This is a genomic window from Enterobacter cloacae complex sp. ESBL7, assembly GCF_041679625.1.
Classification (GTDB): Bacteria; Pseudomonadota; Gammaproteobacteria; order Enterobacterales; family Enterobacteriaceae; genus Enterobacter; species Enterobacter asburiae_B.
This window is the reverse complement of record NZ_JBGORN010000003.1, coordinates 293,416-319,904: the sequence shown is the minus strand read 5'-3', so window position 1 is coordinate 319,904 and position 26,489 is coordinate 293,416. Positions and strand designations below refer to the sequence as shown.

The following is a 26,489-nucleotide window of genomic DNA, read 5'->3' as shown; positions in this document are numbered from 1 at the left end:
CAAAGCAGCCCTCCACGCTCTCCACCATAATCGCGCCTGTTTCCCCTCTCACTGGTGCTACCCATGGCGTATCAACTGAACCTGAACTGGCCGGAATTTCTTGAGAAATACTGGCAAAAACAACCCGTAGTGCTGAAAAATGCCTTCCCGAATTTTGTCGACCCGATCACCCCGGACGAGCTGGCAGGGCTGGCGATGGAGCCGGAAGTCGATAGCCGTCTGGTGAGCCATTTCAACGGCAAATGGCAGGCCAGCAATGGTCCGTTTGAGCACTTTGACGATCTGGGCGAAACCGGCTGGTCGCTGCTGGCGCAGGCGGTGAACCACTGGCATATGCCCGCCGCAGAGCTGGTGCGTCCGTTCCGCGTCCTGCCGGACTGGCGTCTGGATGACCTGATGATCTCCTTCTCCGTGCCGGGCGGCGGCGTGGGTCCGCATATCGATCAGTACGACGTGTTTATTATTCAGGGGATGGGCAGTCGCCGCTGGCGCGTGGGCGATAAGCTGCCGATGCGTCAGTTCTGCCCGCATCCGGCGCTGCTGCATGTCGATCCGTTTGAGCCGATCATCGACGAAGATCTGGCCCCGGGCGATATCCTCTACATCCCGCCTGGATTCCCGCACGACGGCTTTACCCATGAGACGGCGCTCAACTACTCCGTCGGTTTCCGCGGGCCGAACGGCCGCGATCTGATCAGCAGCTTCGCCGATTACGCGCTGGAAAACGATCTGGGCGGCGAGCACTACAGCGATCCGGATCTGACCTGTCGCGAACACCCGGGCCGCGTGGAGCAGTACGAGCTCGATCGCATTCGCCAGATGATGATCGAGATGATCAGCAAGCCGGATGATTTCACAAAATGGTTCGGCAGCTTTGTCTCCACGCCGCGCCACGAGCTGGATATCGCCGCCGCTGAGCCGCCGTACGCGCCGGAAGAGGTGCTGGACGCGCTGCAGGGCGGCGAAACGCTGTCCCGCCTGAGCGGCCTGCGTGTGCTGAACGTCAACGGCAGCTTCTTTATCAACAGCGAACAGCTGGAGACGGTAGACGCGAAGGCGGCGGATGCGCTGTGCCGCTACACCGAACTCGGCCAGGCCGAGCTGGGCGATGCGCTGAATAACCCGGCGTTTGTTGAAGAGCTCACCGGGCTGATTAACCAGGGATACTGGTACTTCGACGAGTAACCTGCCTGTTGCCCGGTGGCGCTGCGCTTACCGGGCCTACAGGATCGGTTTTCTCCCTCTCCCTGTGGGAGAGGGTCGGGGTGAGGGCATCAGGCCGCACTACTCCTCCATTGCAATCACAATCGCTTCACCCATCTTCTTCAGCGCCTCGCGATTCTTCTCCGTCGGCGGCAGCGCCACGTTGATCCGCAGGCAGTTGCGGTACTTCCCGGAGGCGGAAAACAGCGACCCGGCCGCGGCCTGGATCTTCAGCCGACACAGCTGCTTGCTGACGCACACCATGTCGACCTTTTCCGGCAGCTCAATCCACAGCAGGAAGCTGCCCTGCGGGCGCGTGACGCAAATCTCTGCCGGAAAATACTGCCGCACCCAGCAGGTGTAGGTTTCCATATTCTGCTGATAAATCTGGCGCATACGACGCACGTGGCGATGGTAATGCCCGTCGCGAATAAACGCCGCCACCGCCATCTGGGTGCCCGGCACGTTAAACCCGCCCGCAGCGTATTTCATGTGCATCACCCGGTCGTAATAGCGCCCCGGCACAATCCAGCCGACGCGCAGGCCCGGCGCCACGGTTTTGGTAAACGAGCTGCAGAGGATCACGCGGCCGTCGATATCCATCGAATGAATGGTGCGCGGGCGTGGGTACTCCGCCGCCAGCTCGCCGTAAATATCGTCCTCGACAATCACGATATCGTGCCGCTGGGCCAGGGCTAAAACCTGCTTTTTCCGCGCTTCCGGCATGATAAACCCGAGCGGGTTATTGCAGTTGGGCACCAGAATCACGGCCTTGATCGGCCACTGCTCCAGCGCCAGCTCTAATGCCTCGATGCTGATCCCGGTCTCGGGATCGGTAGGAATTTCAATCGCCTTGATGTCAAACCCGCGCAGCATCTGCATGGTGCCGTGAAACGACGGCGACTCCACCGCCACGATATCCCCCGGCTTGCACACCGAGAGCAGGGCAATCGACAGCGCGCCGTGGCAGCCGTTGGTGATGACAATCTCGTTCGCCGCCACGGTGGAGCCGCCGTCCAGCATCAGGCGGGCGATCTGCTCGCGCAGCTCCAGGCGGCCGTCGAGCACGTCATAGCTCAGCATCTCGGCAGGATTATGCTGCGCGATGCGGCTCATCTCGCGCCACAGGGGCTTCAGGCTCGGCTGGTTAATATCCGGCGAGCCGCCGCCAAAGGAGATCATCTCTTTGTCGGCGCGGGCGTCCAGCAGCATCATCACCTCATCCCACTGGGTGACGTTCACGGGGCGCTGCACCGGGCGCGTCATGGCCGGAACCGGCGGCTGGGCCTTGCGCTGCGAGACAAAATAGCCGGAGCGCGGCTGAGGGGTGATCAGCTGGAGGTTTTCGAGGATCTGATAGGCCTGCTGTATGGTGCTGATGCTCACGCCGTGCTCCTGGCTCAGCGTACGTACCGACGGCAGACGTTCGCCGCTGCGATACAGCCCTTGTTCAATGCGTTCTGCCAGGAGGTTGGCCAGATGTTGATAGCGCGTCATGCTGTATCCTTTGTTTTCACCATACAGATTACAAAACCAGTACAGATTGCCGTAAAAATTGGCATGCAGATACTGTTTTAGCGGATCTGTATGTTAAACAAAAGGTGTTTTTGAGTCTGTATTGCACAGGCCGATTTCCAGGATGATAACCCCACTGGTACAGTGAGGAGAGCATCATGGAATTCTATGAGAATCGTTCAAAACGTCCGTTCGTCGTGTTTGTCTGGATCGGCAAAACGATCTGCAACTGGTATCGCATCAACCGCACTCGCCGCATCCTGAGCCAGATGAGCGACGAGCAGCTCAAGGACGTTGGTTTATCCCGCAATGATGTTTAAACCGTAGGCCGGGTAAGGCGTAGCCGCCACCCGGCGATTTCAGCTCAACAGCGCAAGCGTCTGCCGCTTCGGCCTCTCCAGCAACGCCAGCGCCTCTTCATACGACCGCACGTTGTTATAGCCCATCACCAGCCCGTAGCGTTTGCCCGAGCCGCGATACCACTCCGAAAGCGCATTCACCTGCAGCTGCTGTTCCTGCCAGCAGCGCGCCACTTCCCGGTCACCGCTGCCTCTGGTCAGGAACGCCACAATATGCATCCCGCCGTCGTTTTGCTCGGTGAAAAACAGATCGCCATACACCTCGCGGAGAGCCGCAATCATCCAGTCGCGGCGGGTTTGATACAGCGCGCGCATCTTTTTCAGGTGACGGAAAAAATGCCCTTCGTTGAGAAACGCGGTGAGGATCTTTTGCGTCAGCACCGGCTGGCCGCTGGTGGTAATGTCCGCGCAGTCGGTAAAGGCCCCGACGGTGCTGGCGGGCATCACCACGTAGCCCATGCGCAGCGACGGCATGATGGTTTTACTGAAGGTGCCCATAAAAATTACCCGGTCGTGCTGGTCGAGGCTTTTCAGCGACGGCAGCACCTTGCGGGTGTAGTGAAATTCCCCGTCGTAATCGTCTTCGATAATCCACGCCGCGTTCTGGCTGGCCCAGTCGAGCAGCTGCTGCTTGCGCGGCAGCGAGAGGGTGACCGCCAGCGGGCTCTGGTGCGACGGGGTGACGATGGCAAAACGGGCGTCGCGATGGTGACGGAGCAGGTAGTCCGTGTCGATACCTGAACGGTCGACCGGCGCCGTGTGCAGGCGCGGTACGATCCGCTTGAGCAGCTGCTGGCCCATAAAGTAGCCCGGATCCTCAAACACCACCTTGTCGCTGCGGCTGGCGAGGGTGTCGAGGATCAGCCGCAGGCTGCCGCTGTAGCCGCTGGTGATCAGCACCTGTTCGGCGCTGCAGGACAGCCCGCGTGAGATATTAAGATAGCTGGCGATGGCCTGGCGCAGCGGATACCAGCCCAGAACGGGCGGATTGAGCATCTCCTCCTGACGCATGGCGCGCGTCGCCTGTCCCGCCAGCAGCAGCCATTTTTTATACGGAAAGCTGTCAAGGGCCGGGATGCCGGGGCGCAGAAACCCGGCCCGCTCGCGCTGGCTGATGAGCGATGCCGGAAGCGTGCCGGTGGGCTGTTCCGCAGGGGCACTCTTATCCGGCAACAGCAGATCCGGGTTGACCCGCGTGCCGCGCGCCCCCTGGCTCACCAGATACCCTTCCCCCGTCAGAATGGCATACGCCGTTTCGACCGTTTTACGCGCCACCTTCAGCTCTTCCGCCAGCACGCGGATGGCGGGCACCTTATCGCCCGGCTTCAGCACGCCGCGCGTGATGTTGTCGCGATAGCGGGAATAAATCTCGTGATAGCCCGGCTTCATGTCCTACCTCGTTTCACGCTTTTTGTATCTTTTTACTATGTCATGAACGGCGTAGATTTGCCGCATCGCATGACATATGCCGCACAAAAAAGAGGAAAGACAATGAGCACTCGCGTTAACCACCACAAAGTTACACCCGCCCTCGCCAACGCGCTGTCTGCCCTGAGCATGGAGGTGGCAAAAACCTCCATCGACCCGGCGCTGAAGCACCTGATCGACATTCGCGTGTCGCAGCTGAACGGCTGCACCTTCTGCCTGGATATGCACTCGAAAGAGGCCAAAATTGCCGGCGAGCGCGAGCTGCGCCTGTACCATCTGGCGGCCTGGCGCGAGTCCCCGCTGTTCAGCGCCCGCGAGAAAGCCGCGCTGGCCTTCACCGAAGCGCTGACCCAGATTGGCGTTCACGGCGTGAGCGACGCGCTGTACCGCAGCGTGGCGGAGCACTTCTCGGACGTGGAGATTTCAGAGCTGAACTTCGCCATCGTGGCGATCAACGCCTGGAACCGTCTGGGGATCACCTCCCGCATGGCGCCGGGCTCGCTGGACGCGGCTTACGGGCTGAACAAGGCTAACCTGGAATAATCCCGCGCTCGCGGATCGTCGCCACCAGCGCCCGCAGGCCTGGCGGGACGTGGCGATGGCCGGGGTAGTACAGGCGCAGTCCGGCAAAGGGCTGCGCCCAGTCGTTTAGGACGCTCACCAGTTCTCCACGCTCCAGCTCTTCCCGGATATACAGTTCCGGCAAAAATCCCACCCCTAATCCCGCTTTTACGGCGCGGATCGAGGCAAAAAGATCGGACGTCGCAAAGCGCGGCGGCACGGCAAGGGCGTACGTTTCCCCCCGACGCGCCAGCTCCCAGCGGTAGATCCCGCCGTGGGCCATGCGCATGCCGATCCCTTGATGTGAAAGCAGATCGTCCGGCGTCTGTGGAATGCCGTGACGGGCAAAATAGTCCGGCGTGGCGGTAACCAGCTGGCGGATCTCCCCGGTCAGCGGCACGGCGATCATGTCCTGCGGCACGGACTCTTCAAGGCGGATCCCCGCGTCATAGCCTTCCGCGACGATGTCGATCATTCGCGCTTCGCTGACGGTCTCTACGCGCATCTTCGGATAGCGGATCATAAAGTCGATCAGCAGCTGGTCCAGAAACAGGGTGCCAATATGGTTCGGCACGTTCAGACGCAGCGTGCCGGCGGGTTCCCCGGTGTCGCTGTGGATCTCCTCGCTGGCGAGACGGATCTCCTGCAGGGCCGGGCCGATACGCGCCACATAGCGCTGTCCGGCGTCGGTGAGCGCCACGCTGCGGGTGGTGCGGTTAAAGAGGCGGGTATCAAGGCGGCTCTCCAGCCCGGCGATGGCGTTGCTTACCGCCGTGGCTGACATGCCCAGCTCCTGCGCGGCGGCGCGAAAGCTGCCGCGTCGCACGACCGCCATCACCACTTCCAGCTCTGTCAGACCTGAACGATGCATAGATTATCCTGAAAATCGAAACAACCCTTGCAGCATAGCGTGGATTATCGCAACGGAGAAGCCGTGACAGACTGTGCTCACACAGCCTGAGGAGGTTTATATGCACACCATCGAACAGATCTTTATTAACGGCGAATTTGTTACCCCGCACGGCAACGAGTGGTTTGATTTGTACAACCCGGCGACGGCGCAGGTCATCGGCCAGGTTCGTCTGGCGGATGAGGTTGACGCGGAGCGCGCCGTTGCGGCGGCGAAAGCGGCGTTCCCGGCGTGGTCGCAGACCACAAAGCAGGAACGCCTCGCGGCGCTAAAACGTATGCACGCCGCCGTGGCCGCCCGTCACGACGATCTGCTGGAAGCGGTCATTGAAGAGTACGGCGCGCCCGCCTCGCGCTCTGCGTGGATGGCCAGCTATCCGGCGGAGGTGATTGCTCAGGCCATCGAGGCGCTGGAGGCGTTTGAGTTCGTCATTCCCGCAGGCGCAGCGACGGTGCAGATGACGCCGCTTGGCGTGGCCGGGCTTATCACGCCGTGGAACAGCGACGCGGGGTTTATCTGCGGCAAGCTGGCGGCCGCGCTGGCTGCGGGCTGTACGGCAGTCATCAAGCCGAGCGAAATGAGCGCCCTGCAAACCCGGATTGTCACCGAAGCGCTGCGCGATGCCGCGCTGCCGCCGGGCGTGTTTAACATCGTCACCGGACGCGGCGAAACCGTCGGTGAAACCATCAGCCGTCATCCGGACGTGGCAAAAATCTCGTTTACCGGCTCGACGAATACCGGCAAGGCGATCCTGCGCAACGCGGCGGAGAGCTTTAAGCGCGTTACCCTGGAGTTAGGCGGTAAATCGCCGACGATCCTGCTGGATGATGTGGATCTGGCGCAGGCGATCCCGCTGGTGATTCAGGCCGGATTTATGAACAGCGGGCAGGCGTGCGTGGCCGGAACGCGCATTCTGGTGCCGCAGGCGCGCAAGGCGGAGATCGAAGCCGCATTGGCGCAGGCCGTGGCGGCGGTGAAATCGGGCGATCCGCGCGATAGCGCGACGGACGTCGGCCCGATGGTCAGCGAAAAGCAGTGGCAGCGGGTGCAGGGCTATATCCGTAAAGGAATCGAAGAGGGCGCGCGCCTGCTGGCGGGTGGTGAAGGGAGACCAGACGGCACGCGAGACGGCTGGTTTGTGCGCCCTACGCTGTTTGCCGACGTGAACAACCAGATGACGGTCGCCCGTGATGAGATTTTCGGCCCGGTGCTGTGCGTGATCCCTTATCGTGACGAGGGGGAGGCGATCGCCATTGCCAATGATACCGACTACGGCCTGAGCGCGATGGTGCTGGGCGGCGATGTGAACCGCGCGCGACGCGTGGCGCAGCAGATTGTTTCCGGTCGCGTGCTGGTGAACACCCTTGCCCATGAGCCGAAGGCGCCGTTTGGCGGGTTTAAGCACTCCGGCGTGGGGCGCGAGATGGGCGAGTGGGGGATTCGGGCGTTTATGGAGCCCAGGTCGATTCTGAGCTAAAACCTGCCCGGTGGCGCTGCGCTTACCGGGCCTACAGGAGCCCACAGGCCGGATAGGCGCAGCGCCATCCGGCACAACATTTCGCTCTTTGCCGAAGCATCATTCCTCTCTACCCTGCATCCTCTCCCCGACATCACAACGGAGAGACCATCATGATTGCAGTCATTTTCGAAGCCAAAGCCGCGCCCGCCCATCAGGCCCGCTATCTTCAGCTCGCTGCCGAACTCAAACCTCTGCTGGCGGACATCGACGGCTTCATTGATATCGAACGGTTCCAGAGCCTGACCACAGACGGCAAAATCCTTTCCCTTTCCTGGTGGCGGGATGAAGAGGCCGTCCGGCGCTGGAAGCAGAACGTCTTTCATCAGGCTGCGCAGGCCGAAGGGCGGGAGTCGATTTTCGCGTACTACCGCATTCGGGTGGCGCAGCTGGTGCGGGAGTACAGTTCCGAAACCGGAGGGCTCGCGGATGTATGACGTTGACCTCATTCTGCTGACGGATGATGATAAGCTGGCCGCAGAGATAACCGAACCCTGGGCGACCCATGTTAAAAACGAGCCTACCTCCTGAGAACGGCGCGGCGCTGGAACAGGCCATTGCCGCGGTGGCTGCCGCAATGGCCGATCCGTCGCGCGTAAAGATGCTGTGCGCGCTGATGGACGGGCGGGCGTGGACCGCCACCGAGCTGAGCGCGGCGGCAGACGTTGCGCCGTCGACCGCCAGCGGCCATCTCGCCCGGCTGGTGGAAGGGCAATTGGTTACCTGCCTGTCGCAGGGGCGGCACCGCTATTATCGTCTGGCGGGGCACGACGTGGCGGCGCTGGTCGAGCATATGATGGGGCTCTCCTGGAGCCGCATCACCCCGCCGGAAACAACCGCGCCGAAAGCCATGCGCGAGGCCCGAACCTGCTACGACCATCTTGCCGGAAGGGTTGCGGTGCAAATCTACGATTTTATGCAGGCGGAAGGCTGGCTGGAGGCAGACGGTTCAGCGCTCACGCCGTATGGCCGCGAGCAGTTCCTGACGCTCGGCGTTTCGTTAAGCGCTCACCCGCGCCGAAAAGCCTGCTGCGCCTGTCTGGACTGGAGCGAGCGGCGGTTTCATCTGGGCGGTGAGGCGGGCGCGGCGCTGCTCATTCATCTGGAAAGCAAAGGGTGGATCCAGCGGGTGGCGGGGTACAGGGAGGTGGTGGTGACGGCTTCGGGGAAAAGTGCCGTCAGGAGACTTTTTAGCCGCTAAACTCTGCTGCGGGCTGGTGCCCTCACCCCAGCCCTCTCCCACGGGGAGAGGGAGAATATCTTTTTCGCAATTCCTGCTCTTTCGCCTCTCGTTCCTTGATACTTACCCTGATAACTATTATCGTGACCGCGTGTGACGAGAGGTTTCCCCATGAGCGAAGAAGAACTGTTTAGCCGCAGGCCGATGGGCATGCGGATGGCGATGATCGTGCGCCAGTGGCGTGCGGTAATCGACGACGCCATTCTCGATACCGGGTTAACCCAGTCGAGCTGGACGGTGATGATGCAGCTTCATCAGCTCGGGGATAACGTCTCCGTGAGTGAGCTGGCGGAGGTGCAGGGCATTGAACTGCCGCCGCTGATGCGCACCCTGACACAGCTGGAAAAGCAGGGTTACCTGCTGCGCTCCGTATCGCCTTATGACAAGCGCATCCGGCTTCTGACGCTGACGCCTGAGGGAAAAGCCATACTAAAAAGGCTCACTCGGGTGATTGAGACCTATCAGGCGCGCGTATCGCAAAACATCGCGCCGGAACATATCGACATTTTCAGCGCCACCCTGAATCAATTCGCCTGCAATTTGCGGACAATCCGCGAAGAAGATAACAAGACCGAAAAATAATGACCCCTGAACAAAAGTTTGCCCGCTGGGTAAGGGTGAGTATTGCCTCTTTCCTGCTGATGTTTGTCTATTTTATCGTCGCGGATATCTGGATCCCGCTGACGCCGGACTCCACCGTGATGCGTGTGGTGACGCCGGTTTCTCCGCGCGTCTCCGGCTACGTGGCGGCGGTACATGTCCACAACAACAGCCAGGTGAAAAAAGGCGATCTGCTGTTTGAGCTCGACGACACGCCGTTTCGCAATAAAGTGGAAGCGGCGCAAATCGCGCTTGAGCAGGCACGCCTTTCCAACGAACAGCTGGACGCGCAGATCGCCGCCGCGCAGGCCAGCCTGAAAACCGCCGTGCTGACCGCGCGTAACGATAAAGTGACCTTCGATCGCTACCAGAAGCTGAGCACCCTGCAGAACGTCTCGCAGGCGGATCTGGATAAGGTCCGAACCACCTGGCAGAGCAGCGAGCAGTCCGTCAGCTCCATCCAGGCCAATATCCATAACCTGCGCATTCAGCGCGGCGAGCGGGACGAGCACCGCAACGTGACGCTGCAAAAATACCGCAACGCGCTGGATGAGGCAGAGCTTAACCTCGGCTGGACGAAGGTCTACGCCCAGGCGGACGGCACGGTCAGTAACCTGCAGTTAAGTCCGGGCTTTTACGCCTCCTCGGGTTCCGCCGCGCTGGCGCTGGTGAACAACCAGACCGATATCGTGGCCGATTTTCGCGAGAAGAGCCTGCGCCATACCCATCAGGGCACCGATGCCGCCGTGGTGTTTGACGCCTTTCCGGGGCACGTTTTCCGCGCCCACGTGACCAGCAGCGACGCGGGGATACTGGCGGGTCAGGAGGCCGTGAACGGTCAGCTGTCCGAACCGGAAACCTCCAACCGCTGGGTGCGCGATGCCCAACGCATGCGTATTCACGTCGCGCTGGACGAAGAATTGCCGAAGCATCTGCCGACCGGCGCGCGGGCGACCGTGCAGCTCTACAACAGCGAAGGGCCGTTTGCGCGCTTTTTCTCCGGGATGCAGATCCACCTGGTGAGCCTGCTTCACTATGTCTATTAGCACCCTGGCGCGGGTGTTTACCCCGCACGGCAACATCGTCTATACGGCAAACGACTTTCGCCAGACCCTGCGCATCGTCTTCGCCGGGATGATTGCGCTCAGCATCTCCAGCTTCTACAACACCAGCTACGGCGTATTTTTCGTGGTCTATCCGATCATGCTGCTGTCGCTGGTGCCGGTGTTTAACCGCCACGTGGCAAAGCAGTTTATCTTCAGCGCCGCGCTAAACTGCGTCGAAATGATCTTCATCATCGGCTATCTGTCGCAATGGCCGGTCATTATGACGCTTGTGGTGTTCGCCCTGTACGTGATGCGTTTTCGCTTTATGAGCAAGGGGCCGCTGTTCCTGTTTGGCTCAATGGGCGTGGTGTGCCAGAGCGTGATGCTCAATTTTATGAGCTACCCCACCACCAGCTGGCACACGCTGCTGTTTTCCAACATCGAAGCGAGCGTGATGGCGGTGTGCCTGAGCGCGCTGATGAACTATCTCCTGCCGGACGTGGAGCCCCGCAGGCCGCCGCCGCTGATTGAGAAAGACGACGCCCGCGTGCGCCACGAGTCGCTGCTCTCCGGCACCGTCGCGACGCTGATATTCGTGGTGTTTCAGATCAGCGACTTAAGCGATTCGCTTTCGGCGCTGATGGCAGGGATTTTAATTCTGTTCCCCATGCACTACCGCGGTTCGGTGATGAGCTCGATCTGGCGCGTGGTCGGCGTGGTGCTGGGCTGCCTCTACATTCTGGTGGTGCAGCTGATCCTCTACGATCACAGCAGCCATATGCTGTTGATGATGCCGCTGATTGGCCTCGGGCTGGCGTTTGGCGCGCGTCTGCACGTGATGGAAAAGGTGGGCGCGGGCGTGGGGTTTTCCAGCATCACCACCATCGGCATTATGTTCGGGCAGAACATGCACCCGGACACTGACCTGGTGTTCAGCGATCTCTACCGCATCACTTCCGTCACCTTTTCGCTGGTCGCAACGCTGACGATGGTCTTCCTGGTGCACCTGATCCTCAACCGCTTCGAGGCGACGCGCTACGTCATCGCGCCGCCTAAAGTAGATTAATGCCCCAGCACGGCAGGCAGCTGCGAGAGTAAAAACAGGATCAGGCCAATCGTCCCGCCGACCAGCGTGCCGTTGACGCGGATGAACTGCAGATCTTTACCGATATTGAGTTCAATCTGGCGGGACATGTCTTTAGCGTCCCAGCTTTTGACCGTGTCGCTGATGTGGCGAGTCAGAAACGCCGCGAAATCCGGCGCGAGGCGGTGCGCGGCCTGCTCCAGATGTTCGTTCAGCGACGCCCGCAGGCTGGCGTCGTTAGACAGCGTTTCGCCAAACCACAGCCCGGCGTTGGCGATGCGCTGCTTCACGCGCGAATCCTCGCTTTGCATATCCGCTTTCAGCCACTGGCGCAGGTCGGCCCACATCTCTCCCAGATAGCGGTTAAACGCCTCATCGTTTTTCAGGTAGTGCTTGATGTTGTCGGCTTTCGCCGCCATTTCCGGATCGTTTTTCAGGTTGTCGATAAGCTTCAGCGTGGCGCGGTCGAACGCCTGGCGGATCTGGTGCGTGCGGTCGTGGCTGATATCGTCCAGCAGCGTGTTCACCGCGTTCGACACCATTTCCGCGCTTTGATCGCCCAGCCACTCGGTGGGCAGCACCATCGCTTTGCGCGGGTGTTCGGTCTTCAGCCAGTGGACAATCTGATCGGCAATAAAGTCCCGCGTGCTCTCCCGCTGAATCAGGGTAATCAGACGGTTGATGATCGCATCCAGCAGCACCTGGTGGCGGTTGTTTTTGGTCATGCTCTCCAGCATCACGGCGCTGGTTTCGGTGAAATCGACCTTGTCGATGGCCTTATGCACCGCCCGTTTGAGCAGCTGCTGAATACGCCCGTCGTCGGTGAGTTCGAGAAAACCGCCCATCCCCTGCATCAAATGCAGCCCGACGCGCTGGGCGTTGTCGGGGTTGCTGAACCAGGCGCCGATCATCCGGGCAGGTTCATAGCGGCGGATGAGTGCCACCAGCGACTGGGTATCAAGAAACTTCTCCTGCACAAACTGGCCGAGATTGTCGCCGATCCGGTCTTTATTGCGCGGGATAATCGCCGTATGGCGCGAGATAAACGGAATGGGCACCCGGCGGAACAGCGCAACCACGGCAAACCAGTCTGCCAGCGCGCCGACCATCGCCGCCTCGGCAATGGCCTTCACGCCGCGCACCCAGAAGGTCTGCGGCAGGAACAGGGTGGTGATAAACGCCGCGGCGGCAACCAGCAGCAGCGACAGCGCCAGCAGCTTGGCGCGTTTGAGTTCAGCTATTTTTTCCATGGGTTAAGGATAGAGGGAAGCGGGGGGAAAGTGCAAAGAAGGAGAAGGACCTCCGCGTTTCAGCTTCTGGAATGCGCCTTCAGATATTGAAATTGAACGATGTCGACCGGTTCAATTTACGAACGTTTTGTATATGCTTTTTTGTATATACAATAAGGGAAGGGTACACTATGCCAACGGAGTTTGAATGGGATACCAACAAAGCGAAAAGCAATCTCATTAAGCATGGGATTCGCTTTGAAGAAGCTGTTCTGGTGTTTGACGATCCTTACCATTTATCTTTGCAGGATCGTCATGAAAATGGAGAGTTCCGTTGGCAGACCATTGGCCTTGTACATGGTCTAATTGTCATTATGGTCGCACACACGGTACGTTTTGAAAGTGGTGACGAAGTCATTCGAATCATTAGCGCACGAAAGGCGGACCGTAAAGAGAGGAGCCGTTATGAGCATGGTTAAACATAAACGCGGTAGTGCGCCTGAGATGAGTGCTCGCCGTGAGGCTGAGCTCAAAGCACTAGCCGAAAAATCGGAAGCAGAGATTGATTACAGCGATATCCCTGCCACGGGAGATGAACAGTGGTCAGGGGCGGTGCGAGGGAAGTTCTATCGGCCACTCAAAACTCAGGCGTCTGTACGTATCGACGCTGACGTGATGGAGTGGCTTAAACGGCCTGGAAAAGGTTACCAGACGAGGCTCAATGCCATTTTGCGTGAAGCTATGCTGCGCGATCAAAACAAAAAATAAGCAACGGGCGGCGTCAGGCTGCCCGCTATCTCAGCGTATATTTTCCAGTAGCCGCCACAGGACCCATCCGCCAAACCCCATCAGCACCACCCCCGCCGTGCGCTCAATCCACCACAGCGAACGGCTGAGCTTCTGTTGTACCGCCGATAGCCCCATCAGCGACACCAGCGCTAAATCCCACGCCAGCACCACCATCACCATCCAGACGCCGCAGGTCGCCTGCTGAAGCAGCGTGACGTCCGGCCCCAGCAAGGCCGTCATCAGCGCCAGATAGAACAGCGCGTTCTTCGGGTTTAACAGCGCCGAACCGAGCCCCAGCAGGATCTGCTTGCGCAGCGAAGGGAAGCGCTGGTGGGTTTCGTTCAGCGCCAGCGCCTGCTGGCGGCTGCGAATCAGATGCAATCCGATCCACAGCAGGTACAGCGCCCCGCAAAGCTCGATAAGCGTAAACAGCCACGTAAACTGGCGCAGCGCGCTCCAGCCGATAATCACCATAAGAATATAAAGCGCGTTGCCCGCGGCAATGCCGAGGCACAGTCCGGCGCTGCCGCGCAGCCGGTAACGCGCGGCGTAGCCCACCAGCAGGAAGAAATCCGGGCCCGGACTTAGCAGGGCAACAAAGTGCGCCAGCGCCAGGGCGAGAAAAGCGGAAGGGAAGAACAGTTCCATAGCGACCTCAGTTAACAAACTGCGGTCAGAGTACGGCGCTGCAGAACCTATTTATTGTCTGATATTGATCGGCCGGTGGCGTACTGGCGCGGCGTGGCGGCGGTATAGCTGACGAAGGTCTTATGAAAATGGCTCTGGTCGGCAAAGCCGCTCTGGTAGCCGACGTCGGCAATATCGTCCCCGGCACGCAGCCGCGCCTTGGCGAACTCCACGCGGGAGATGTTGAGAAAACTGCCCGGCGTCAGGCCGGTGTCCTGCCTGAAGGTGCGGATCAGCGTCTCCTTGCGCAGCGAGAAGCGTTGGGCAAGCTCGTCGAGGGAAGGCGGGCAGGTGAGATCGGAAAGAAACGCCTGCTGAACCTGCTGGCTGGTTGCGCGAAGCGCGTCAGCGTTATCCGCGGCGCGGGGAAGGGCAGAAAGCAGCGTCTCAAGGGACGCCGGAGACAGGGTCTCGACAACGTCCAGGTAATGGGCAAAGAGGGTTGGGCTACGAATCACCTGTAGCGCCAGCGGAAGCCCGGTGTCGATGTAGAGCATATGGTAGCTGCGCGGTTGCCCGGCGACGGGGTTGCAGCTGTGCGGCGCACCGGCCGGGATCGCGATGAGGTCCCCGGGATGAAGGATGTACTCTCTGTCATGACATACGCAGCAGGTCTGGCCCTCCACAATCGCGCCGATGGAGAGCTGAGGGTGACTGTGGCGTTTGTACGCCTGCGTACTCTGCCAGGTGCTGCGCAGCTCAAGGCCTGAGGCGCGGTGAAAAGTCTGGCGGATATGTCGGGTATCGGTCATGGTCGCTCCTTCTGGAGGTTTTTTATACCACGTCAGCGAACCGTCCGGCAGCGCTTCATTAAGAACCTTCCGGATATACCCAACTTTACGTCCATAGCCAGTCATGTTGACTACCCTTAATACCCTAAGCGGTAAAACAAGGAGATTCGACATGGCTTATCAGACAGTAAATCCTGCCACTAACCAGCTCATCAAAGAATACCCCTCACATACCGACGCGGATATCGAAGCGGCGCTGAAGGCGGTCGATGCGCTTTACCATTCGGACTGGGCGAAAGGCGACATCAGCCAGCGCCTGCCGGTGCTTTATAAGCTTGCCGATCTGATCGACGAGCGCGTGGAGGATCTGGCTAAAATCGCCAGCCAGGAGATGGGTAAGCTCATCGAACAGAGCCGCGGCGAGGTGAAGCTGTGCGCTCAGATCGCCCGCTACTACGCCGACAACGCGAAGCGGTTCCTGGCCCCGGTGAAATATGATTCAGAACTCGGTGAAGCCTGGGTGGAGCATCACCCCATTGGCGTGCTGATGGCCGTTGAGCCGTGGAACTTCCCGTACTACCAGCTGATGCGCGTCCTGGCGCCGAACCTGGCGGCGGGGAACCCGGTGATCGCCAAGCATGCCAGCATCGTGCCGCACTGCGCCGAGACCTTTGCGCATCTGGTGCGCGAGGCGGGCGCGCCGGAAGGGGCGTGGACCAACCTGTTTATCTCGTCCGAGCAGGTGGCGAACATCATTGCCGACGATCGCGTGCAGGGCGCCGCATTAACCGGCTCCGAAAAGGCGGGCAGCGTGGTGGCGGCGCAGGCGGCGAAGCACATCAAGAAATCTACGCTGGAGCTGGGCGGTAATGACGTGTTCGTGGTGATGGATGACGCAGACCTTGAGAAGGCCGTGAAAATTGGCGTTAACGCGCGACTCAACAACGCCGGGCAGGTCTGCACCGCGGCGAAGCGCTTTATCCTGCATGAAAAGATTGCAGAGGCCTTCCTGAGCAAATTCACCGAGGCGTTTAAGCAGGTGAAGATTGGCGATCCGCTGGACGAAAGCACCACGCTGGGGCCGCTGTCGTCTAAAGATGCGCTCGAAACGCTGACCAGACAGGTTAACGAGGCGGTGAAAAACGGCGCCACGCTGCACTACGGCGGCAAACCGGTACAGCGCGACGGGAGTTTCTTCGAACCGACGATCCTGACGAATATCTCCCGGGAAAACCCGGCGTACTTCGAGGAGTTCTTCGGCCCGGTAGCGCAGATGTATGTGGTGAAAAACGACGACGAGGCGGTCGCGCTGGCGAACGACTCCCACTACGGCCTGGGCGGGGCGGTATTCAGCCAGAATATCGAGCGCGCGAAGAAAATGGCGTCGCGGATTGAAACCGGGATGGTGTACATCAACTGGCTCACCGATACCGCGCCAGAGCTGCCGTTCGGCGGCGTGAAGCGCTCCGGCTACGGACGCGAGCTGTCGGATCTGGGGATCAAAGAGTTTGTGAACCAGAAGCTGGTAGTGGTGCATAAGTAAGAGGTCATAAAAAAACCTGCCAGCCGGCAGGTTTTTTTTAAAGGGATTATTGCACTTCGATCTTGTCCCAGCCGCTTTTGAACATGCAGCTGTCGACTAACGTATCCCGGCGATATTCATTCGCGTCTTCAACCGTGTAGCTCGTGGAAATATCCTTTTTCTTGTTCTTTTTGTCCGTTTTTTCCGAGCTGGATCCGGTCACGACGTTATCCGGGGGTAGATCGATCAGCGCCTGCGCTTCGCATTCCGTGAGCTTTTTATTCATTTCCGCATCGCTGACGCCCGGTTTCACCCATTTGTACTGGACGCAGCCGGTGAGCATCAGCGTGAGGCTCAGAACGCAAAGCGCGGTCATGCGGTGTTTCATCAGAAGGTGACTCCACCGCCTACATATGCGCCGTCAATCAGCGTGTGGCCAGGACGACCGTCTTTACCGTCCACGCTCACGTGGCGGTAGCCCACCTTCAGGGTCACTGGCGTAATTGGCGTCCAGCTTACGCCGCCGTTGGCTTCGACGTAGTTTTTCACGCTGTTGTTCAGGCCTTCTGGTGCGACATAGCCTTCACCGTACACGTGGATGCTGTCGGTCAGAGCAACGTTTACGCCGCCGCCAATCGGGAACGCCACGCCGTTATCGCCTTTTTTCGGGCCGAGGTAGATGGCTTTTGCACCCGCATTCAGCATCACCGGGCCAAGACCCAGGTTGTAGCCTGCGCCCACGCCGCCGGTCTGGGTACCGTCATCGGTGTTTTTGAGCCAGTTACTTTCCAGATAAACACCGGATGAGGATTTCCCCATTTCCAGATTGAGGTTGGTAAAGTTTTTACCCTGCTCAACGGTACCGCCCATCGCCAGTGCGGAACCCGATACGGCAGCCAGAGCAGAAAGAAGAAGGATATTCAGTTTTTTCATGTTTTTTGCCTCGTCATTAAATTCATCTGGTCGCACCTTAACAAGCGATGTTAATGACTGCAAATGTGATATAAATCGCGGTTTTATACTGATATTGTTAACTTTTTTATTGAGGTTGTTGCAATGATGTTTGATTATCGGGGTGTCAACAGGGGATGTTTTTAGCGTTTAGGAACCATTTAGTTTTTAGACTAAACATAAACTGAACGAGGCGGGGATAGTGATTTGAGATGAATTAATTGGGTTTCTAATAATTTCCAAAAATGTTTCGCCTGTCACACAAAACAACAAAGCCTTACATTTCGAACGATGAATATACGTTCAATCGCGCAGGCCGGTTTCCCTTCCATGTCATTTTTCTGACACGTTTATTCTTTACGTTGTTGGCTTCACTAACTGGATGCTAACAATATGAAAAGAAAAATTATTCCTGTGCTAATCGGCTGTGCGCTCTCTTTCTCTGGCCTGGCGGCGCAGCCCACTGCTGAGCGCTATGTCGTCAGCTTCCCTGAAGGCTCCCACGTGAGCTACAGCGGCGCGTTTGCCAGCGCGTTTCCGAACGGACTGCCCGTGGGAATCGGTTCTGGCCTGCTGTTTACGGGCAAGCAGGGCGACGCCCTGACCTTTGCGACCGTGACCGATCGCGGTCCAAACGCCGATGCGCCAAAAATGGGTAAAAACGAAGCCAAAATATTTGTCACACCTGATTTCGCGCCGCTGCTGATGACCATCCGCGTTCAGAACGGCAAAGCGGAGGCTGTCGATGCCCGCCCGCTGCATGATGATAAAGGCGAGATTAACGGTCTGCCGCTGCAAAGCGGCGTGATTGGCTCCACCAATGAAGTGGCGTTCAGCGATACCCTCAAGATCCTGAAGGGCGACAACCGCGGGCTGGACACGGAAGGCATCACCCCGGACGGCAAAGGCGGCTACTGGCTGTGCGACGAATATGGTCCGTTCCTGATTAACGTCGACAGCAAAGGGAAGATCCTGGCGATCCACGGGCCGCAGGCTGCGGAAGGGGAGAAATCCATCGCGGGCGGCCTGCCAAACATTATCAAATGGCGCCAGGCGAACCGGGGCTTTGAAGGCCTGACCCGGATGCCGGACGGGCGGATTATCGCCGCCGTGCAAAGCACGCTGGATATTGACGGCAAGAGCAAAAAGCAGGCGCTGTTTACGCGTCTGGTGAGCTTTGACCCGGCGACCGGGAAAACGGCGATGTACGGTTACCCTATCGACAGCGCGGCCTACAGCAAAAACAGCGACGCCAAAATCGGCGACATCGTGGCGCTCGATAACCAGCACATCCTGCTGATTGAGCAGGGAAGCGATAAAAACGACGGGATGCGTAACCTGATTTATAAGGTGGATCTCAGCAAGGCGAGCGACCTTTCCGCCTTCGACAAGCCGGGCGAATACCCGGAGTTTGATGATGAGAAAACCCTGGCGCAGCGCGGCATTACCCTTGCGGCTAAAACGCAGGTCATCGATCTCCGCGCGCTGGGCTGGCAGCAGGAGAAGGCCGAAGGGCTGGCGCTGATCGACAGCAAAACGCTTGCGGTAGCGAACGATAACGACTTTGGCGTGAAGGTGGCGATGCAAAACCCGGTCGAGGGCAAGAAGCTCAAGGATTATCGGGTGAACGCGGAAGGCAAGCTGACGCTGGATGATAAACCGGTGGAAACCACGCTCAGCGTGAAGCCGCTGAAGAAGCCGGAGTCGGACAGCGAGCTGTGGATTGTGACGCTGCCGGAAGCGGTGAAATAAGTATCCCCACAAAATAATGCCTGCACAGACGGCTCCCTCTCCCTTGAGGGAGAGGGCTGGGGTGAGGGGGAACATACGGCTGTGGAGGTTATTCCGTTCACTCTATGTTCCTTGCTACTCTGTAACGGCATGACCTGTGAACGTGCCAGGGTGGCTCAATCGCCACCACCCTGGCGACCCGGGCTCCCGGCGGTAAATCGCCGCTTCGCGGTACCCTCAGCTTATTCCTTCAGGCTATCGGGTCGGGCATGAGCCTGCATCCCTGCAGGCCACGCCCTCTCGGCGCATCCCTGCACCTCGCCCCGGCCTTACGGAAACGCCTCGGCGATTTACAGCCGGACCAGGGCGTCGCTGTAAGTCATTAATTAACCTGAAGCAACGTTCATCGCTTCAGGTTAATAAATTACTGGGCAGAGGAGATGCATAGCGGTTATTTCTTCAGGCCCGCAAACGCCGCCCGAATTTCCTCTTCCGGCAGCTGTATGCCTATAAATACCATCACGCTGTGCGGCGCTTCCTCGCCCCAGGGTCTGTCCCAGTCTGCGCTGTACAGGCGCTGCACGCCCTGGAACAGCAGGCGGTTCGGCTCGCCGTCAATCCACAGCATCCCTTTGTAGCGCAGCAGCTTGTCGGCAAACGACAGCAGCAGGTTCTCCATCACGCGCGAAACCTCGCTGATGTCCACCGGGTAGTCCAGCTCGACCACAATCGACGCCACGTCGTTTTGCCTGTCTCCCATAAAGTGGAAGCGCGGTTTTGCGGTGACGTTCTCTTCCAGCATAAAGCCGTTGGTGTTGAACAGCTGAGACAGATCGATGTCGCCGTGCGTCACCGTGTAAACCGGCGCGCGGGAGTTAATGCGCGTCAGGCGCTCGCGCAGCTTAACGCTTTCGCCCGCCACGTCGGTTTTGGTCAGCAGGATGCGGTCGGCGTAGCCCACCTGAGACTGGGCGATGGTGAACTGGTTCATCTGCTCGTCGGCGTGGACCGCGTCGACCAGGGCAATCACGCCGTCCAGCAGATAGCGCTGGCAGAGGATCTCGTGAGAGAAAAAGGTCTGAATAATCGGGCCGGGGTCGGCCATGCCGGTGCACTCGATCACCAGGCGGTCAAAGTCGATCTCGCCGCGATCGCGGCTGTCGAGTAGATCCAGCAGGGCGTCTTCTAATTCGTTAGAGCGGGTGCAGCAGATGCAGCCGTTGGTCAGGGTTTTGATCTGGGTGGCGCGATCGCCGATCAATTGATCGTCAACGGAGACCTCGCCGAATTCGTTTTCGATGACGGCGATTTTGAAGCCGTGCTGTTCGTTCAGGATGTGGCGCAGCAGGGTGGTTTTACCGGCGCCGAGGAAACCGGTCAGCAGGGTAACAGCAATCGGGGTCATGGTCTCTCCTTTAGCAGCAGCGGATGCCGCCTTCTCCACTTCCGCCGTAGCGCGCTTCCTGACGCTCGCGGAAGAATTCGGTGTAGGTCATGTAGGGCTTATCCGGATGGTTGGTCTTCATATGCTCAACGTAGTTGTCATAGTCCGGAATGCCAATCAGCATTTTCGCCGCCTGACCGAGGTATTTTTTTGCTTCGCCTAAGTTACCAAACATTGTGGGTTCCAGACAGAAAAAGCCCGGCGATGTGAGTCCGCTGGGCTTATGTTTCCCTCACCCCAGCCCTCTCCCAAAGGGAGAGGGGGAGGATTGCGGATTAATGGTGTGAAGAGGTCTTCACGCCGCCTTCCGGCACCGGCACGTACGGGGTTTCTTTATCCGTACGGCCGTCGGCGTTGCGCACGTTCAGCCAGGTTTTGATGCCGTAGAAAATAATGCTGTACACCACCACCAGGAACAGAATGCTCAGACCCGCGTTGGTGTAGTTGTTCACCACGATATGGTTCATGTTGGCAATCTGCTGCGCGGTCAGGTCCGCGCCGCCTGCGGCAATCTTCTCTTTGTACTGGTTAGCCATGAAGAAGAAGCCTTCCAGCTGCGGGTTGGCGCTGAACAGCTTCAGGCCAAGCGCCCAGGTGGTGCAGAGCAGCAGCCACAGCGCAGGAACAACGGTTACCCAGATGTATTTGGTGCGCTTCATCTTCACGAGGACCACGGTACCGAGCACCAGAGCAACGGCTGCGAGCATCTGGTTAGAGATACCGAACAGCGGCCACAGGCTCTTCACGCCGCCGAGCGGGTCGACAACGCCCTGATACAGCAGGTAGCCCCACAGGCCTACGCAGCCCGCAGTACCCAGAATGCCCGCTACCAGAGAGTCGGTTTTCTTCAGGAACGGCACGAAGTTACCGAGCAGGTCCTGCAGCATGAAGCGGCCCGCACGGGTACCGGCGTCCAGCGCGGTCAGGATGAACAGCGCTTCGAACAGAATACCGAAGTGGTACCAGAAGCCCATGTCCGCCCACGGCAGCACCTTGTGGAACACGTGTGCGATACCCACCGCCAGCGTCGGCGCGCCACCGGCGCGGTTCAGCACGGACGGTTCGCCGATGTCTTTCGCCGTCTGCATGATTTGCTCAGGCGAAATCACGAAGCCCCAGGAGCTGACGGTCGCCGCCGCGTGTGCGCTCGCGTCCTTCAGCTGCGCCATAATCAGCGCCGCGTTGTCACCGCCCATTTCGTGCAGGTTTGGCATGGTAATGCCGAGGCCCGCAGGCGGGGTGTTCATCGCGAAGTAGAGACCCGGTTCGATAATGGAGGCTGCAACCAGCGCCATGATCGCCACGAAGGACTCCATCAGCATCGCGCCGTAGCCGATCAGACGCGCGTCTTTCTCGTTCGCCAGCAGTTTAGGCGTGGTACCGGACGCAATCAGGGCGTGGAAGCCGGAGACCGCACCGCAGGCGATGGTGATGAACAGGAACGGGAACAGGGCGCCTTTCCACAGCGGGCCGGTACCGTCGATGTACTGGGTTACTGCCGGCATTTTCAGGTCCGGGTTAATCACCAGGATACCGATCGCCAGACCAACGATAACGCCGATTTTGAGGAAGGTCGCGAGGTAGTCACGCGGGGCCAGAATCAGCCAGACCGGCAGCAGCGCGGAGATAAACGCATAGCCAATCAGCGCGAAGGTAATGGTGGTGTCCTTGAAGGTCAGCGCCGGGCCCCAGTACGGGTCGTGCGCAATCACGCCGCCGAAGTAGATGGAGGCCACCAGCAGCACGATACCAATCACCGACACTTCACCCACGCGTCCCGGACGCAGGAATCGCATGTAGATCCCCATGAACAGCGCAATCGGCACGGTTGAGCAGACGGTGAAGACGCCCCACGGACTTTCGGCCAGCGCTTTCACCACGATCAGGGCCAGCACCGCGAGGATGATGATCATAATCAGGAAGCAGCCGAACAGCGCGATAGTCCCCGGCACGCGGCCCATCTCTTCTTTGACCATCTCACCCAGAGAGGCGCCGTTACGGCGAGAAGAGATAAACAGCACCATAAAGTCCTGCACCGCACCCGCCAGAACGACGCCGGCGAGCAGCCACAGGGTTCCCGGCAGGTAGCCCATCTGCGCGGCCAGCACCGGGCCCACCAGTGGGCCTGCACCGGCGATAGCGGCAAAGTGGTGACCAAACAGCACGTAGCGGTTGGTTGGCACGTAGTTCAGGCCGTCATTGTTAATGACCGCCGGAGTGGCGCGCGTCGGGTCGAGCTTCATGACCTTCTGCGCGATGTACAAGCTGTAGTAGCGATAAGCAACAAGATAGACGGAAACCGACGCGACCACGATCCACAGGGCGCTTACGTGTTCGCCCCGGCGTAATGCGACAACCGCCAGACAGAAAGCGCCGAGGATCCCGAGTAAGGCCCAGGGCACGTGCTTCAGTAGTTTTTTAGTATCCATAGTAAGACCTGGTTTTTTATGTAAAGAAAAAAGGGTCAGGGTTCGTTGTGAGGAGGTATTGATTAATGCTGGAGCGATCGTGCCAGATCCTCGCGCGTGTAAAGGACGGTAAATGAATGAGTGGTTGAAAGTGCCGGGTGAGCGGTCAAAGGGGGCGACGAGCGGTTCCGGCTCGCCGCCAGGGGGCGAAATTATGTGATTGAGATCACTTGATTATTCGGGTTACGCTCCACGGCCAGATAGTTCTCCAGCGTTCTAATCAGTTTTTCCTTCAGCCAGTTCGGTTCCAGAATCTGAATGTGGGGCAGCCAGTAGAACAGCAGCGGCAGGATCTGGTTCTCGTGCGCCGCCTGGCAGCGCAGCGTGACGCCGCCCTGTTGCTCCTCCAGCAGCTCCTGTTCCGGCAGAAGATCGCGGCGCAGGAAGTAATGTGAAATATTATCTTTGATAAATATTTTCACCGCGAAAGTATTTTCAGACACCCAGGGGTCGAGACTTTTCTCCAGCAGCTCAAGGACATTTTCTTCGGGCGTAAAGGTCGTTTTCTGAATATCAAACCAGCTAATCTGGCTCAATGAGAAGGATTTCAGGCGGCTATTTTCGGTGGCTTGTAAATACCATATATTTTTTTTGTTAATGAGTTTATAGGGATTAATCAGACGGGTTTTTCCCTTATAAACGATCTGACAAACATTATGGTTTTTAATCGATTTCTCGATTTTCGTTAAATGACGGCGAATATCGCGTTCTACCGTGTGTTCTGCCTCATTGCCAAGAATAAGAATATGGTTTTCGTCAACGCGCGTTTCAAGCTTTTGCCAGAATTCCATGTTTCTTTCAGGGAAAAAGCTGTCAGCATTCAGGAAGTTAGCAAGGGTGTGATGTAAGCCTTGTCCGCCGGGCGATTGCGCAGAATGGATCAGCCGATATAGCCCGTTACCGGTATGTTCAACAATGGGAGAGAGGGCATTTAAATCCCGGTAGACGGTACGCTCGGTAATTTTAAATTTTTCCATTAGCGCACTGCGGTTTACCACACCGTTTAAATGTAGCTCAACCAGAATATCGACCAGACGTTCAGCCGAGCGGCTCCGCGTCGTTTTAGCCATAAGGTCATCCTGTATATTTAGGTATGCGCTGAATGATGCGGATGCACTGACAAAGGGTGTCAGTATTCAGTCACAGAAAATTTCTCTTATGGGTATATAACGGCGTGATTTAGCGGAAACCTTAGGAGTTTTTGTAGAAAGCGGCGCTGGCCGGAAAAAAAGGCCAGCGCGAAGGGGGGATCACACGGCGGCTTCCGCCTCCAGCATGACCGGGTGGAAACGGCGCTTGAAGTAGATCAGACCGTGTCCCGCGTCACTCAGAATGATGTTCTTAACTTCAACAAGGTAGACAAGATGCGTGCCGATGGTTTGCACCTGGCTAATCTCGCCCTCAAGGCTGGCGAGCGCGCCCTTGAGCACCGGCTGCGCCAGCGGCCCTTTCTGCCAGCAGGAGAGGGCAAAGCGCTCCTCCATCGTCATACCGGTCATCCCCGCAAAATGGCGAGCCATGATCTCCTGTTCGTGGTTCAGCACGTTAACGCACAGCCTGCCGTTGCCCTGAAATACCGGGTTCATGGCGCTGTTGGCGTTGATGCACACCATAACCGACGGCGGGGTGTCCGTGACCGAACAGACGGCGGTGGCGGTAATGCCGCAGCGGCCCGCCTCGCCCTCGGTGGTGATCACATTAACCGCCGCCGACAGGCTGCTCATTGCGTCGCGAAAACGCAGGCGTTGTTCATCTGAATGCATTGCAACCTCCCGCTGCGCTATTTCAGCAGCTTGTCGAGCATGTTGATATCGCTGTTGTTGTGCAGGTGCGGCACCGTCCAGCCGTGCTGGTCGTATTCGGACATGCAGCGGTCAACCATCGCCATCATTTTGTCCATGTTGCCGGAGCTCTGCGCCTGGCGCAGACACTGCAGGCGGATCTCATCCTGGCTGCCGGAGTAGTTGATTTCGTACAGCTCGTGACGGCCGCCAAACTCGCTGCCGATGGCGTCCCACATCAGCTTCAAAATCTTGATGCGTTCGACGTGATCCATGCCGTTGGAGCCGCGCACGTACTTCGCCAGATACTGGTCGATCTGCGGGTTGTTCAGATCCCGGGCGCTGGACGGCAGGTAGATCAGCCCGGACGTCACGTTACGCTCGATGATGTTCTTGATCTTCGCGTAGGCCATCGGCGCCATCACGCGGTAGGTTTGCAGCGCGGCGTGATCCGGCAGATACGCGCCGTTGACCCACGGGGTGGCTTCGGAGCACATGGAGTCGCTCAGCGCCCAGAACATGTTGCGCCAGGCCACCACTTCGCCGAGATCCGCCTGCACGCCGCGGAACTCCAGGGTGCCGGTGCACTCCAGGGATTTCTTCAGCAGGGCGGTGATGAAGTCGAGCTTCACCGCCAGGCGAACGCAGGCCTGCAGCGGGTACATCCGCGCAAAGCCGCCCTCCATCGTCCAGCGACGGCAGCGGTCGAAATCGCGGTAGATCAGCACGTTTTCCCACGGGATCAGCACATGATCCATCACCAGGATCGCGTCGTTCTCGTCGAAGCGGCTGGAGAGCGGGTAGTCGTACGGGGATCCGGTTGCGCCTGCCACCATCTCGTAAGAGGCGCGGGAGATCAGCTTCACGCCTTCGGCATCCATCGGCGCGACGAACATCAGCGCGAAGTCCGGGTTTTCGCCCATCACCTGCGCGGAGCCGAAGCCGATCATGTTGTAGTGGGTCAGCGCCGAGTTGGTTGCCACCACTTTCGCGCCGCTGACGATAATCCCGGCGTCGGTCTCTTTCTCCAGCTTGATGTAGACGTCTTTCACCTCGTCCGCCGGCTTGTGGCGGTCGATCGGCGGGTTAACGATGGCGTGGTTGAAGTACAGGCCGGTTTCCTGAATGCGGGTGTACCAGTTGCGGGCGTTCTGTTCGAACTGGCCGTAGAAGGCCGGGTTGGCGCCGAGCGCGCAGCCGAACGCGGCTTTGTAATCCGGCGTGCGGCCCATCCAGCCGTAGCTCAGGCGCGACCACTCGGCGATGGCGTCGCGCTGCTGGCGCAGGTCGTCGGCGCTTTTCGCCACGCGGAAGAACTTGTGGGTATAGCCGCCGCTGCCGGTGTCGGTGCCCCAGCAGAGCGTGTCCTGCATCTCCGGCTTGTGCAGCGCGTCGTACATCTGTGCGATGGAGGCCGCCGCGTTGCGAAACGCCGGATGGGTGGTGACGTCTTTGACGCGCTCGCCGTAGATATAAATCTCACGGCCGTCCTGCAGGCTTTTTAAATACTCTTCGCCGGTTAACGGACGTTTGGCATCAGCGCGGAAATCTTCAGGCTTCATAGGGACCTCGTATCGGAATAAGGTTGTTAAATTTATGTTTTGTTTTTGTTGTTTAATTGAAGCCTGAGAGGGGCGGAACGTGAAGGGACGATTGGGACAACGGCGGGTACTTTTCGCGAGAGATCGCAGAGT

Annotated in this window: 27 protein-coding genes and 1 pseudogene; 14 read left to right on the top strand and 14 right to left on the bottom strand. The window is 58.9% G+C overall.

The genetic code is table 11. The annotated features are described in order from the left end of the window. The first annotated feature begins 63 nt into the window (after positions 1-63). Positions 64-1,185, top strand: coding sequence for a cupin domain-containing protein (locus tag ACERY3_RS14905; protein ID WP_058840482.1), 1,122 nt, complete (start codon positions 64-66; stop codon positions 1,183-1,185). 99 nt (positions 1,186-1,284) lie between these two features. Here ACERY3_RS14905 and ACERY3_RS14900 read toward each other — a convergent pair whose 3' ends face one another. Next, complete coding sequence (locus ACERY3_RS14900; RefSeq protein ID WP_058840483.1) at positions 1,285-2,700, bottom strand: PLP-dependent aminotransferase family protein; 1,416 nt, start codon at positions 2,698-2,700, stop codon at positions 1,285-1,287. Between the two features lie 176 nt (positions 2,701-2,876). Between ACERY3_RS14900 and ACERY3_RS14895 the strand changes: the two genes are divergently transcribed. Further along, positions 2,877-3,038 carry a DUF1127 domain-containing protein gene (locus ACERY3_RS14895; RefSeq protein ID WP_039260956.1) on the top strand — a complete coding sequence of 54 codons (162 nt, stop codon included), beginning with the start codon at positions 2,877-2,879 and terminating at the stop codon, positions 3,036-3,038. 39 nt (positions 3,039-3,077) lie between these two features. Here ACERY3_RS14895 and ACERY3_RS14890 read toward each other — a convergent pair whose 3' ends face one another. Beyond that, entirely contained in the window at positions 3,078-4,466 is a 1,389-nt protein-coding gene (locus ACERY3_RS14890) for a PLP-dependent aminotransferase family protein (RefSeq protein ID WP_058840484.1), read from the bottom strand. 102 nt (positions 4,467-4,568) lie between these two features. Here ACERY3_RS14890 and ACERY3_RS14885 point away from each other — a divergent pair, with 102 nt between their 5' ends. After that, positions 4,569-5,048, top strand: a complete 480-nt coding sequence (locus ACERY3_RS14885; RefSeq protein ID WP_014882392.1) for a carboxymuconolactone decarboxylase family protein — start codon at positions 4,569-4,571, stop codon at positions 5,046-5,048. Here the strand turns inward: ACERY3_RS14885 and ACERY3_RS14880 are convergent. Continuing rightward, entirely contained in the window at positions 5,035-5,937 is a 903-nt protein-coding gene (locus tag ACERY3_RS14880; RefSeq protein ID WP_033144541.1) for a LysR family transcriptional regulator, read from the bottom strand. The genes ACERY3_RS14885 and ACERY3_RS14880 overlap by 14 nt on opposite strands. Before the next feature lie 100 nt (positions 5,938-6,037). Here ACERY3_RS14880 and ACERY3_RS14875 point away from each other — a divergent pair, with 100 nt between their 5' ends. The 7 genes and pseudogenes from ACERY3_RS14875 to ACERY3_RS14845 all read left to right on the top strand — a co-directional run bounded on the left by ACERY3_RS14875 (position 6,038) and on the right by ACERY3_RS14845 (position 11,444). After that, complete coding sequence (locus ACERY3_RS14875; RefSeq protein WP_373225912.1) at positions 6,038-7,453, top strand: aldehyde dehydrogenase family protein; 1,416 nt, start codon at positions 6,038-6,040, stop codon at positions 7,451-7,453. Between the two features lie 152 nt (positions 7,454-7,605). Further along, complete coding sequence (locus ACERY3_RS14870; RefSeq protein WP_048976405.1) at positions 7,606-7,929, top strand: antibiotic biosynthesis monooxygenase; 324 nt, start codon at positions 7,606-7,608, stop codon at positions 7,927-7,929. A gap of 7 nt (positions 7,930-7,936) precedes the next feature. Further along, positions 7,937-8,023, top strand: a pseudogene (locus tag ACERY3_RS14865) (amino acid-binding protein); the annotation flags it as partial. After that, positions 7,998-8,693: a winged helix-turn-helix domain-containing protein gene (locus ACERY3_RS14860; RefSeq protein WP_319876525.1), complete on the top strand. Its 696-nt coding sequence runs from the start codon at positions 7,998-8,000 to the stop codon at positions 8,691-8,693. The pseudogene ACERY3_RS14865 and the gene ACERY3_RS14860, both read left to right, overlap by 26 nt. Positions 8,694-8,843: 150 nt before the next feature. Beyond that, positions 8,844-9,314, top strand: coding sequence for a MarR family winged helix-turn-helix transcriptional regulator (locus ACERY3_RS14855; protein ID WP_373225911.1), 471 nt, complete (start codon positions 8,844-8,846; stop codon positions 9,312-9,314). Next, complete coding sequence (locus ACERY3_RS14850; protein WP_121932425.1) at positions 9,311-10,378, top strand: HlyD family secretion protein; 1,068 nt, start codon at positions 9,311-9,313, stop codon at positions 10,376-10,378. Before ACERY3_RS14855 ends, ACERY3_RS14850 begins: the two co-directional genes overlap by 4 nt. After that, the gene (locus tag ACERY3_RS14845; protein WP_023310256.1) at positions 10,368-11,444 is read left to right on the top strand and encodes a DUF2955 domain-containing protein; all 1,077 of its coding nucleotides are present in this window, start codon (positions 10,368-10,370) and stop codon (positions 11,442-11,444) included. Before ACERY3_RS14850 ends, ACERY3_RS14845 begins: the two co-directional genes overlap by 11 nt. Here ACERY3_RS14845 and ACERY3_RS14840 read toward each other — a convergent pair. Further along, positions 11,441-12,712 (bottom strand): DUF445 domain-containing protein, encoded by a 1,272-nt coding sequence (locus ACERY3_RS14840; RefSeq protein WP_373225910.1) that lies wholly within the window; start codon positions 12,710-12,712, stop codon positions 11,441-11,443. The two genes, ACERY3_RS14845 and ACERY3_RS14840, sit on opposite strands and share 4 nt — an antisense overlap. 170 nt (positions 12,713-12,882) lie before the next feature. Between ACERY3_RS14840 and ACERY3_RS14835 the strand changes: the two genes are divergently transcribed. Next, positions 12,883-13,170, top strand: a complete 288-nt coding sequence (locus tag ACERY3_RS14835) for a BrnT family toxin (RefSeq protein WP_010427219.1) — start codon at positions 12,883-12,885, stop codon at positions 13,168-13,170. Continuing rightward, complete coding sequence (locus tag ACERY3_RS14830; RefSeq protein WP_033144548.1) at positions 13,157-13,459, top strand: BrnA antitoxin family protein; 303 nt, start codon at positions 13,157-13,159, stop codon at positions 13,457-13,459. The genes ACERY3_RS14835 and ACERY3_RS14830 overlap by 14 nt, the downstream gene beginning before the upstream one ends. A 30-nt stretch (positions 13,460-13,489) precedes the next feature. On the opposite strand, the gene ACERY3_RS14825 is transcribed toward ACERY3_RS14830, so the two are convergent. Both ACERY3_RS14825 and ACERY3_RS14820 read right to left on the bottom strand, forming a co-directional pair. Beyond that, positions 13,490-14,128 carry a LysE family translocator gene (locus tag ACERY3_RS14825; protein WP_373225909.1) on the bottom strand — a complete coding sequence of 213 codons (639 nt, stop codon included), beginning with the start codon at positions 14,126-14,128 and terminating at the stop codon, positions 13,490-13,492. Between the two features lie 47 nt (positions 14,129-14,175). Further along, positions 14,176-14,919, bottom strand: coding sequence for an AraC family transcriptional regulator (locus tag ACERY3_RS14820; protein WP_373225908.1), 744 nt, complete (start codon positions 14,917-14,919; stop codon positions 14,176-14,178). Positions 14,920-15,070: 151 nt separating this feature from the next. On the opposite strand from ACERY3_RS14820, the gene ACERY3_RS14815 reads away from it, so the two are divergent. After that, on the top strand, positions 15,071-16,441 hold the full coding sequence (locus ACERY3_RS14815; protein WP_373225907.1) for an NAD-dependent succinate-semialdehyde dehydrogenase: 1,371 nt from the start codon (positions 15,071-15,073) through the stop codon (positions 16,439-16,441). A 46-nt stretch (positions 16,442-16,487) separates the two neighbouring features. Here the strand turns inward: ACERY3_RS14815 and ACERY3_RS14810 are convergent, their stop codons facing one another. Both ACERY3_RS14810 and ACERY3_RS14805 read right to left on the bottom strand, forming a co-directional pair. After that, positions 16,488-16,808, bottom strand: coding sequence for a hypothetical protein (locus ACERY3_RS14810; protein ID WP_032660910.1), 321 nt, complete (start codon positions 16,806-16,808; stop codon positions 16,488-16,490). Continuing rightward, complete coding sequence (locus ACERY3_RS14805; RefSeq protein WP_023310269.1) at positions 16,808-17,353, bottom strand: YfaZ family outer membrane protein; 546 nt, start codon at positions 17,351-17,353, stop codon at positions 16,808-16,810. The genes ACERY3_RS14810 and ACERY3_RS14805 overlap by 1 nt, the downstream gene beginning before the upstream one ends. Positions 17,354-17,764: 411 nt before the next feature. On the opposite strand from ACERY3_RS14805, the gene ACERY3_RS14800 reads away from it, so the two are divergent. Next, positions 17,765-19,123: an esterase-like activity of phytase family protein gene (locus ACERY3_RS14800; protein WP_373225906.1), complete on the top strand. Its 1,359-nt coding sequence runs from the start codon at positions 17,765-17,767 to the stop codon at positions 19,121-19,123. Positions 19,124-19,553: 430 nt separating this feature from the next. On the opposite strand, the gene yjiA is transcribed toward ACERY3_RS14800, so the two are convergent. From yjiA to hpaB, 6 genes are all read right to left on the bottom strand, one after another. Next, the gene (yjiA, locus tag ACERY3_RS14795) at positions 19,554-20,507 is read right to left on the bottom strand and encodes a GTPase (protein WP_232938651.1); all 954 of its coding nucleotides are present in this window, start codon (positions 20,505-20,507) and stop codon (positions 19,554-19,556) included. Positions 20,508-20,517: 10 nt separating this feature from the next. Further along, positions 20,518-20,721 carry a YbdD/YjiX family protein gene (locus ACERY3_RS14790; protein WP_058840493.1) on the bottom strand — a complete coding sequence of 68 codons (204 nt, stop codon included), beginning with the start codon at positions 20,719-20,721 and terminating at the stop codon, positions 20,518-20,520. A gap of 100 nt (positions 20,722-20,821) precedes the next feature. Beyond that, the gene (locus ACERY3_RS14785) at positions 20,822-22,975 is read right to left on the bottom strand and encodes a carbon starvation CstA family protein (protein WP_023334384.1); all 2,154 of its coding nucleotides are present in this window, start codon (positions 22,973-22,975) and stop codon (positions 20,822-20,824) included. A 191-nt stretch (positions 22,976-23,166) separates the two neighbouring features. Further along, positions 23,167-24,084, bottom strand: coding sequence for a YafY family protein (locus tag ACERY3_RS14780; RefSeq protein ID WP_039262271.1), 918 nt, complete (start codon positions 24,082-24,084; stop codon positions 23,167-23,169). 180 nt (positions 24,085-24,264) lie between these two features. Then, positions 24,265-24,777 (bottom strand): 4-hydroxyphenylacetate 3-monooxygenase reductase subunit, encoded by a 513-nt coding sequence (locus ACERY3_RS14775; protein WP_047173281.1) that lies wholly within the window; start codon positions 24,775-24,777, stop codon positions 24,265-24,267. 17 nt (positions 24,778-24,794) lie between these two features. Then, positions 24,795-26,357, bottom strand: a complete 1,563-nt coding sequence (gene hpaB, locus ACERY3_RS14770; RefSeq protein ID WP_033144556.1) for a 4-hydroxyphenylacetate 3-monooxygenase, oxygenase component — start codon at positions 26,355-26,357, stop codon at positions 24,795-24,797. Positions 26,358-26,489 lie beyond the last annotated feature (132 nt).

Excerpts from the sequence above, each read along its gene's own strand:
- ACERY3_RS14815 (WP_373225907.1), top strand. The coding sequence starts at position 15,071 with ATGGCTTATCAGACAGTAAATCCTGCCACTAACCAGCTCATCAAAGAA.
- ACERY3_RS14855 (WP_373225911.1), top strand. The coding sequence starts at position 8,844 with ATGAGCGAAGAAGAACTGTTTAGCCGCAGGCCGATGGGCATGCGGATG.
- hpaB (WP_033144556.1), bottom strand. The coding sequence starts at position 26,357 with ATGAAGCCTGAAGATTTCCGCGCTGATGCCAAACGTCCGTTAACCGGC.
- ACERY3_RS14885 (WP_014882392.1), top strand. The coding sequence starts at position 4,569 with ATGAGCACTCGCGTTAACCACCACAAAGTTACACCCGCCCTCGCCAAC.
- ACERY3_RS14870 (WP_048976405.1), top strand. The coding sequence starts at position 7,606 with ATGATTGCAGTCATTTTCGAAGCCAAAGCCGCGCCCGCCCATCAGGCC.
- ACERY3_RS14830 (WP_033144548.1), top strand. The coding sequence starts at position 13,157 with ATGAGCATGGTTAAACATAAACGCGGTAGTGCGCCTGAGATGAGTGCT.
- ACERY3_RS14805 (WP_023310269.1), bottom strand. The coding sequence starts at position 17,353 with ATGAAAAAACTGAATATCCTTCTTCTTTCTGCTCTGGCTGCCGTATCG.
- ACERY3_RS14860 (WP_319876525.1), top strand. The coding sequence starts at position 7,998 with ATGTTAAAAACGAGCCTACCTCCTGAGAACGGCGCGGCGCTGGAACAG.
- ACERY3_RS14890 (WP_058840484.1), bottom strand. The coding sequence starts at position 4,466 with ATGAAGCCGGGCTATCACGAGATTTATTCCCGCTATCGCGACAACATC.
- ACERY3_RS14905 (WP_058840482.1), top strand. The coding sequence starts at position 64 with ATGGCGTATCAACTGAACCTGAACTGGCCGGAATTTCTTGAGAAATAC.
- ACERY3_RS14840 (WP_373225910.1), bottom strand. The coding sequence starts at position 12,712 with ATGGAAAAAATAGCTGAACTCAAACGCGCCAAGCTGCTGGCGCTGTCG.
- ACERY3_RS14880 (WP_033144541.1), bottom strand. The coding sequence starts at position 5,937 with ATGCATCGTTCAGGTCTGACAGAGCTGGAAGTGGTGATGGCGGTCGTG.
- ACERY3_RS14785 (WP_023334384.1), bottom strand. The coding sequence starts at position 22,975 with ATGGATACTAAAAAACTACTGAAGCACGTGCCCTGGGCCTTACTCGGG.
- ACERY3_RS14875 (WP_373225912.1), top strand. The coding sequence starts at position 6,038 with ATGCACACCATCGAACAGATCTTTATTAACGGCGAATTTGTTACCCCG.
- ACERY3_RS14845 (WP_023310256.1), top strand. The coding sequence starts at position 10,368 with ATGTCTATTAGCACCCTGGCGCGGGTGTTTACCCCGCACGGCAACATC.
- yjiA (WP_232938651.1), bottom strand. The coding sequence starts at position 20,507 with ATGACCCCGATTGCTGTTACCCTGCTGACCGGTTTCCTCGGCGCCGGT.
- ACERY3_RS14900 (WP_058840483.1), bottom strand. The coding sequence starts at position 2,700 with ATGACGCGCTATCAACATCTGGCCAACCTCCTGGCAGAACGCATTGAA.
- ACERY3_RS14790 (WP_058840493.1), bottom strand. The coding sequence starts at position 20,721 with ATGTTTGGTAACTTAGGCGAAGCAAAAAAATACCTCGGTCAGGCGGCG.
- ACERY3_RS14775 (WP_047173281.1), bottom strand. The coding sequence starts at position 24,777 with ATGCATTCAGATGAACAACGCCTGCGTTTTCGCGACGCAATGAGCAGC.
- ACERY3_RS14800 (WP_373225906.1), top strand. The coding sequence starts at position 17,765 with ATGAAAAGAAAAATTATTCCTGTGCTAATCGGCTGTGCGCTCTCTTTC.
- ACERY3_RS14835 (WP_010427219.1), top strand. The coding sequence starts at position 12,883 with ATGCCAACGGAGTTTGAATGGGATACCAACAAAGCGAAAAGCAATCTC.
- ACERY3_RS14820 (WP_373225908.1), bottom strand. The coding sequence starts at position 14,919 with ATGACCGATACCCGACATATCCGCCAGACTTTTCACCGCGCCTCAGGC.
- ACERY3_RS14810 (WP_032660910.1), bottom strand. The coding sequence starts at position 16,808 with ATGAAACACCGCATGACCGCGCTTTGCGTTCTGAGCCTCACGCTGATG.
- ACERY3_RS14780 (WP_039262271.1), bottom strand. The coding sequence starts at position 24,084 with ATGGCTAAAACGACGCGGAGCCGCTCGGCTGAACGTCTGGTCGATATT.
- ACERY3_RS14825 (WP_373225909.1), bottom strand. The coding sequence starts at position 14,128 with ATGGAACTGTTCTTCCCTTCCGCTTTTCTCGCCCTGGCGCTGGCGCAC.
- ACERY3_RS14895 (WP_039260956.1), top strand. The coding sequence starts at position 2,877 with ATGGAATTCTATGAGAATCGTTCAAAACGTCCGTTCGTCGTGTTTGTC.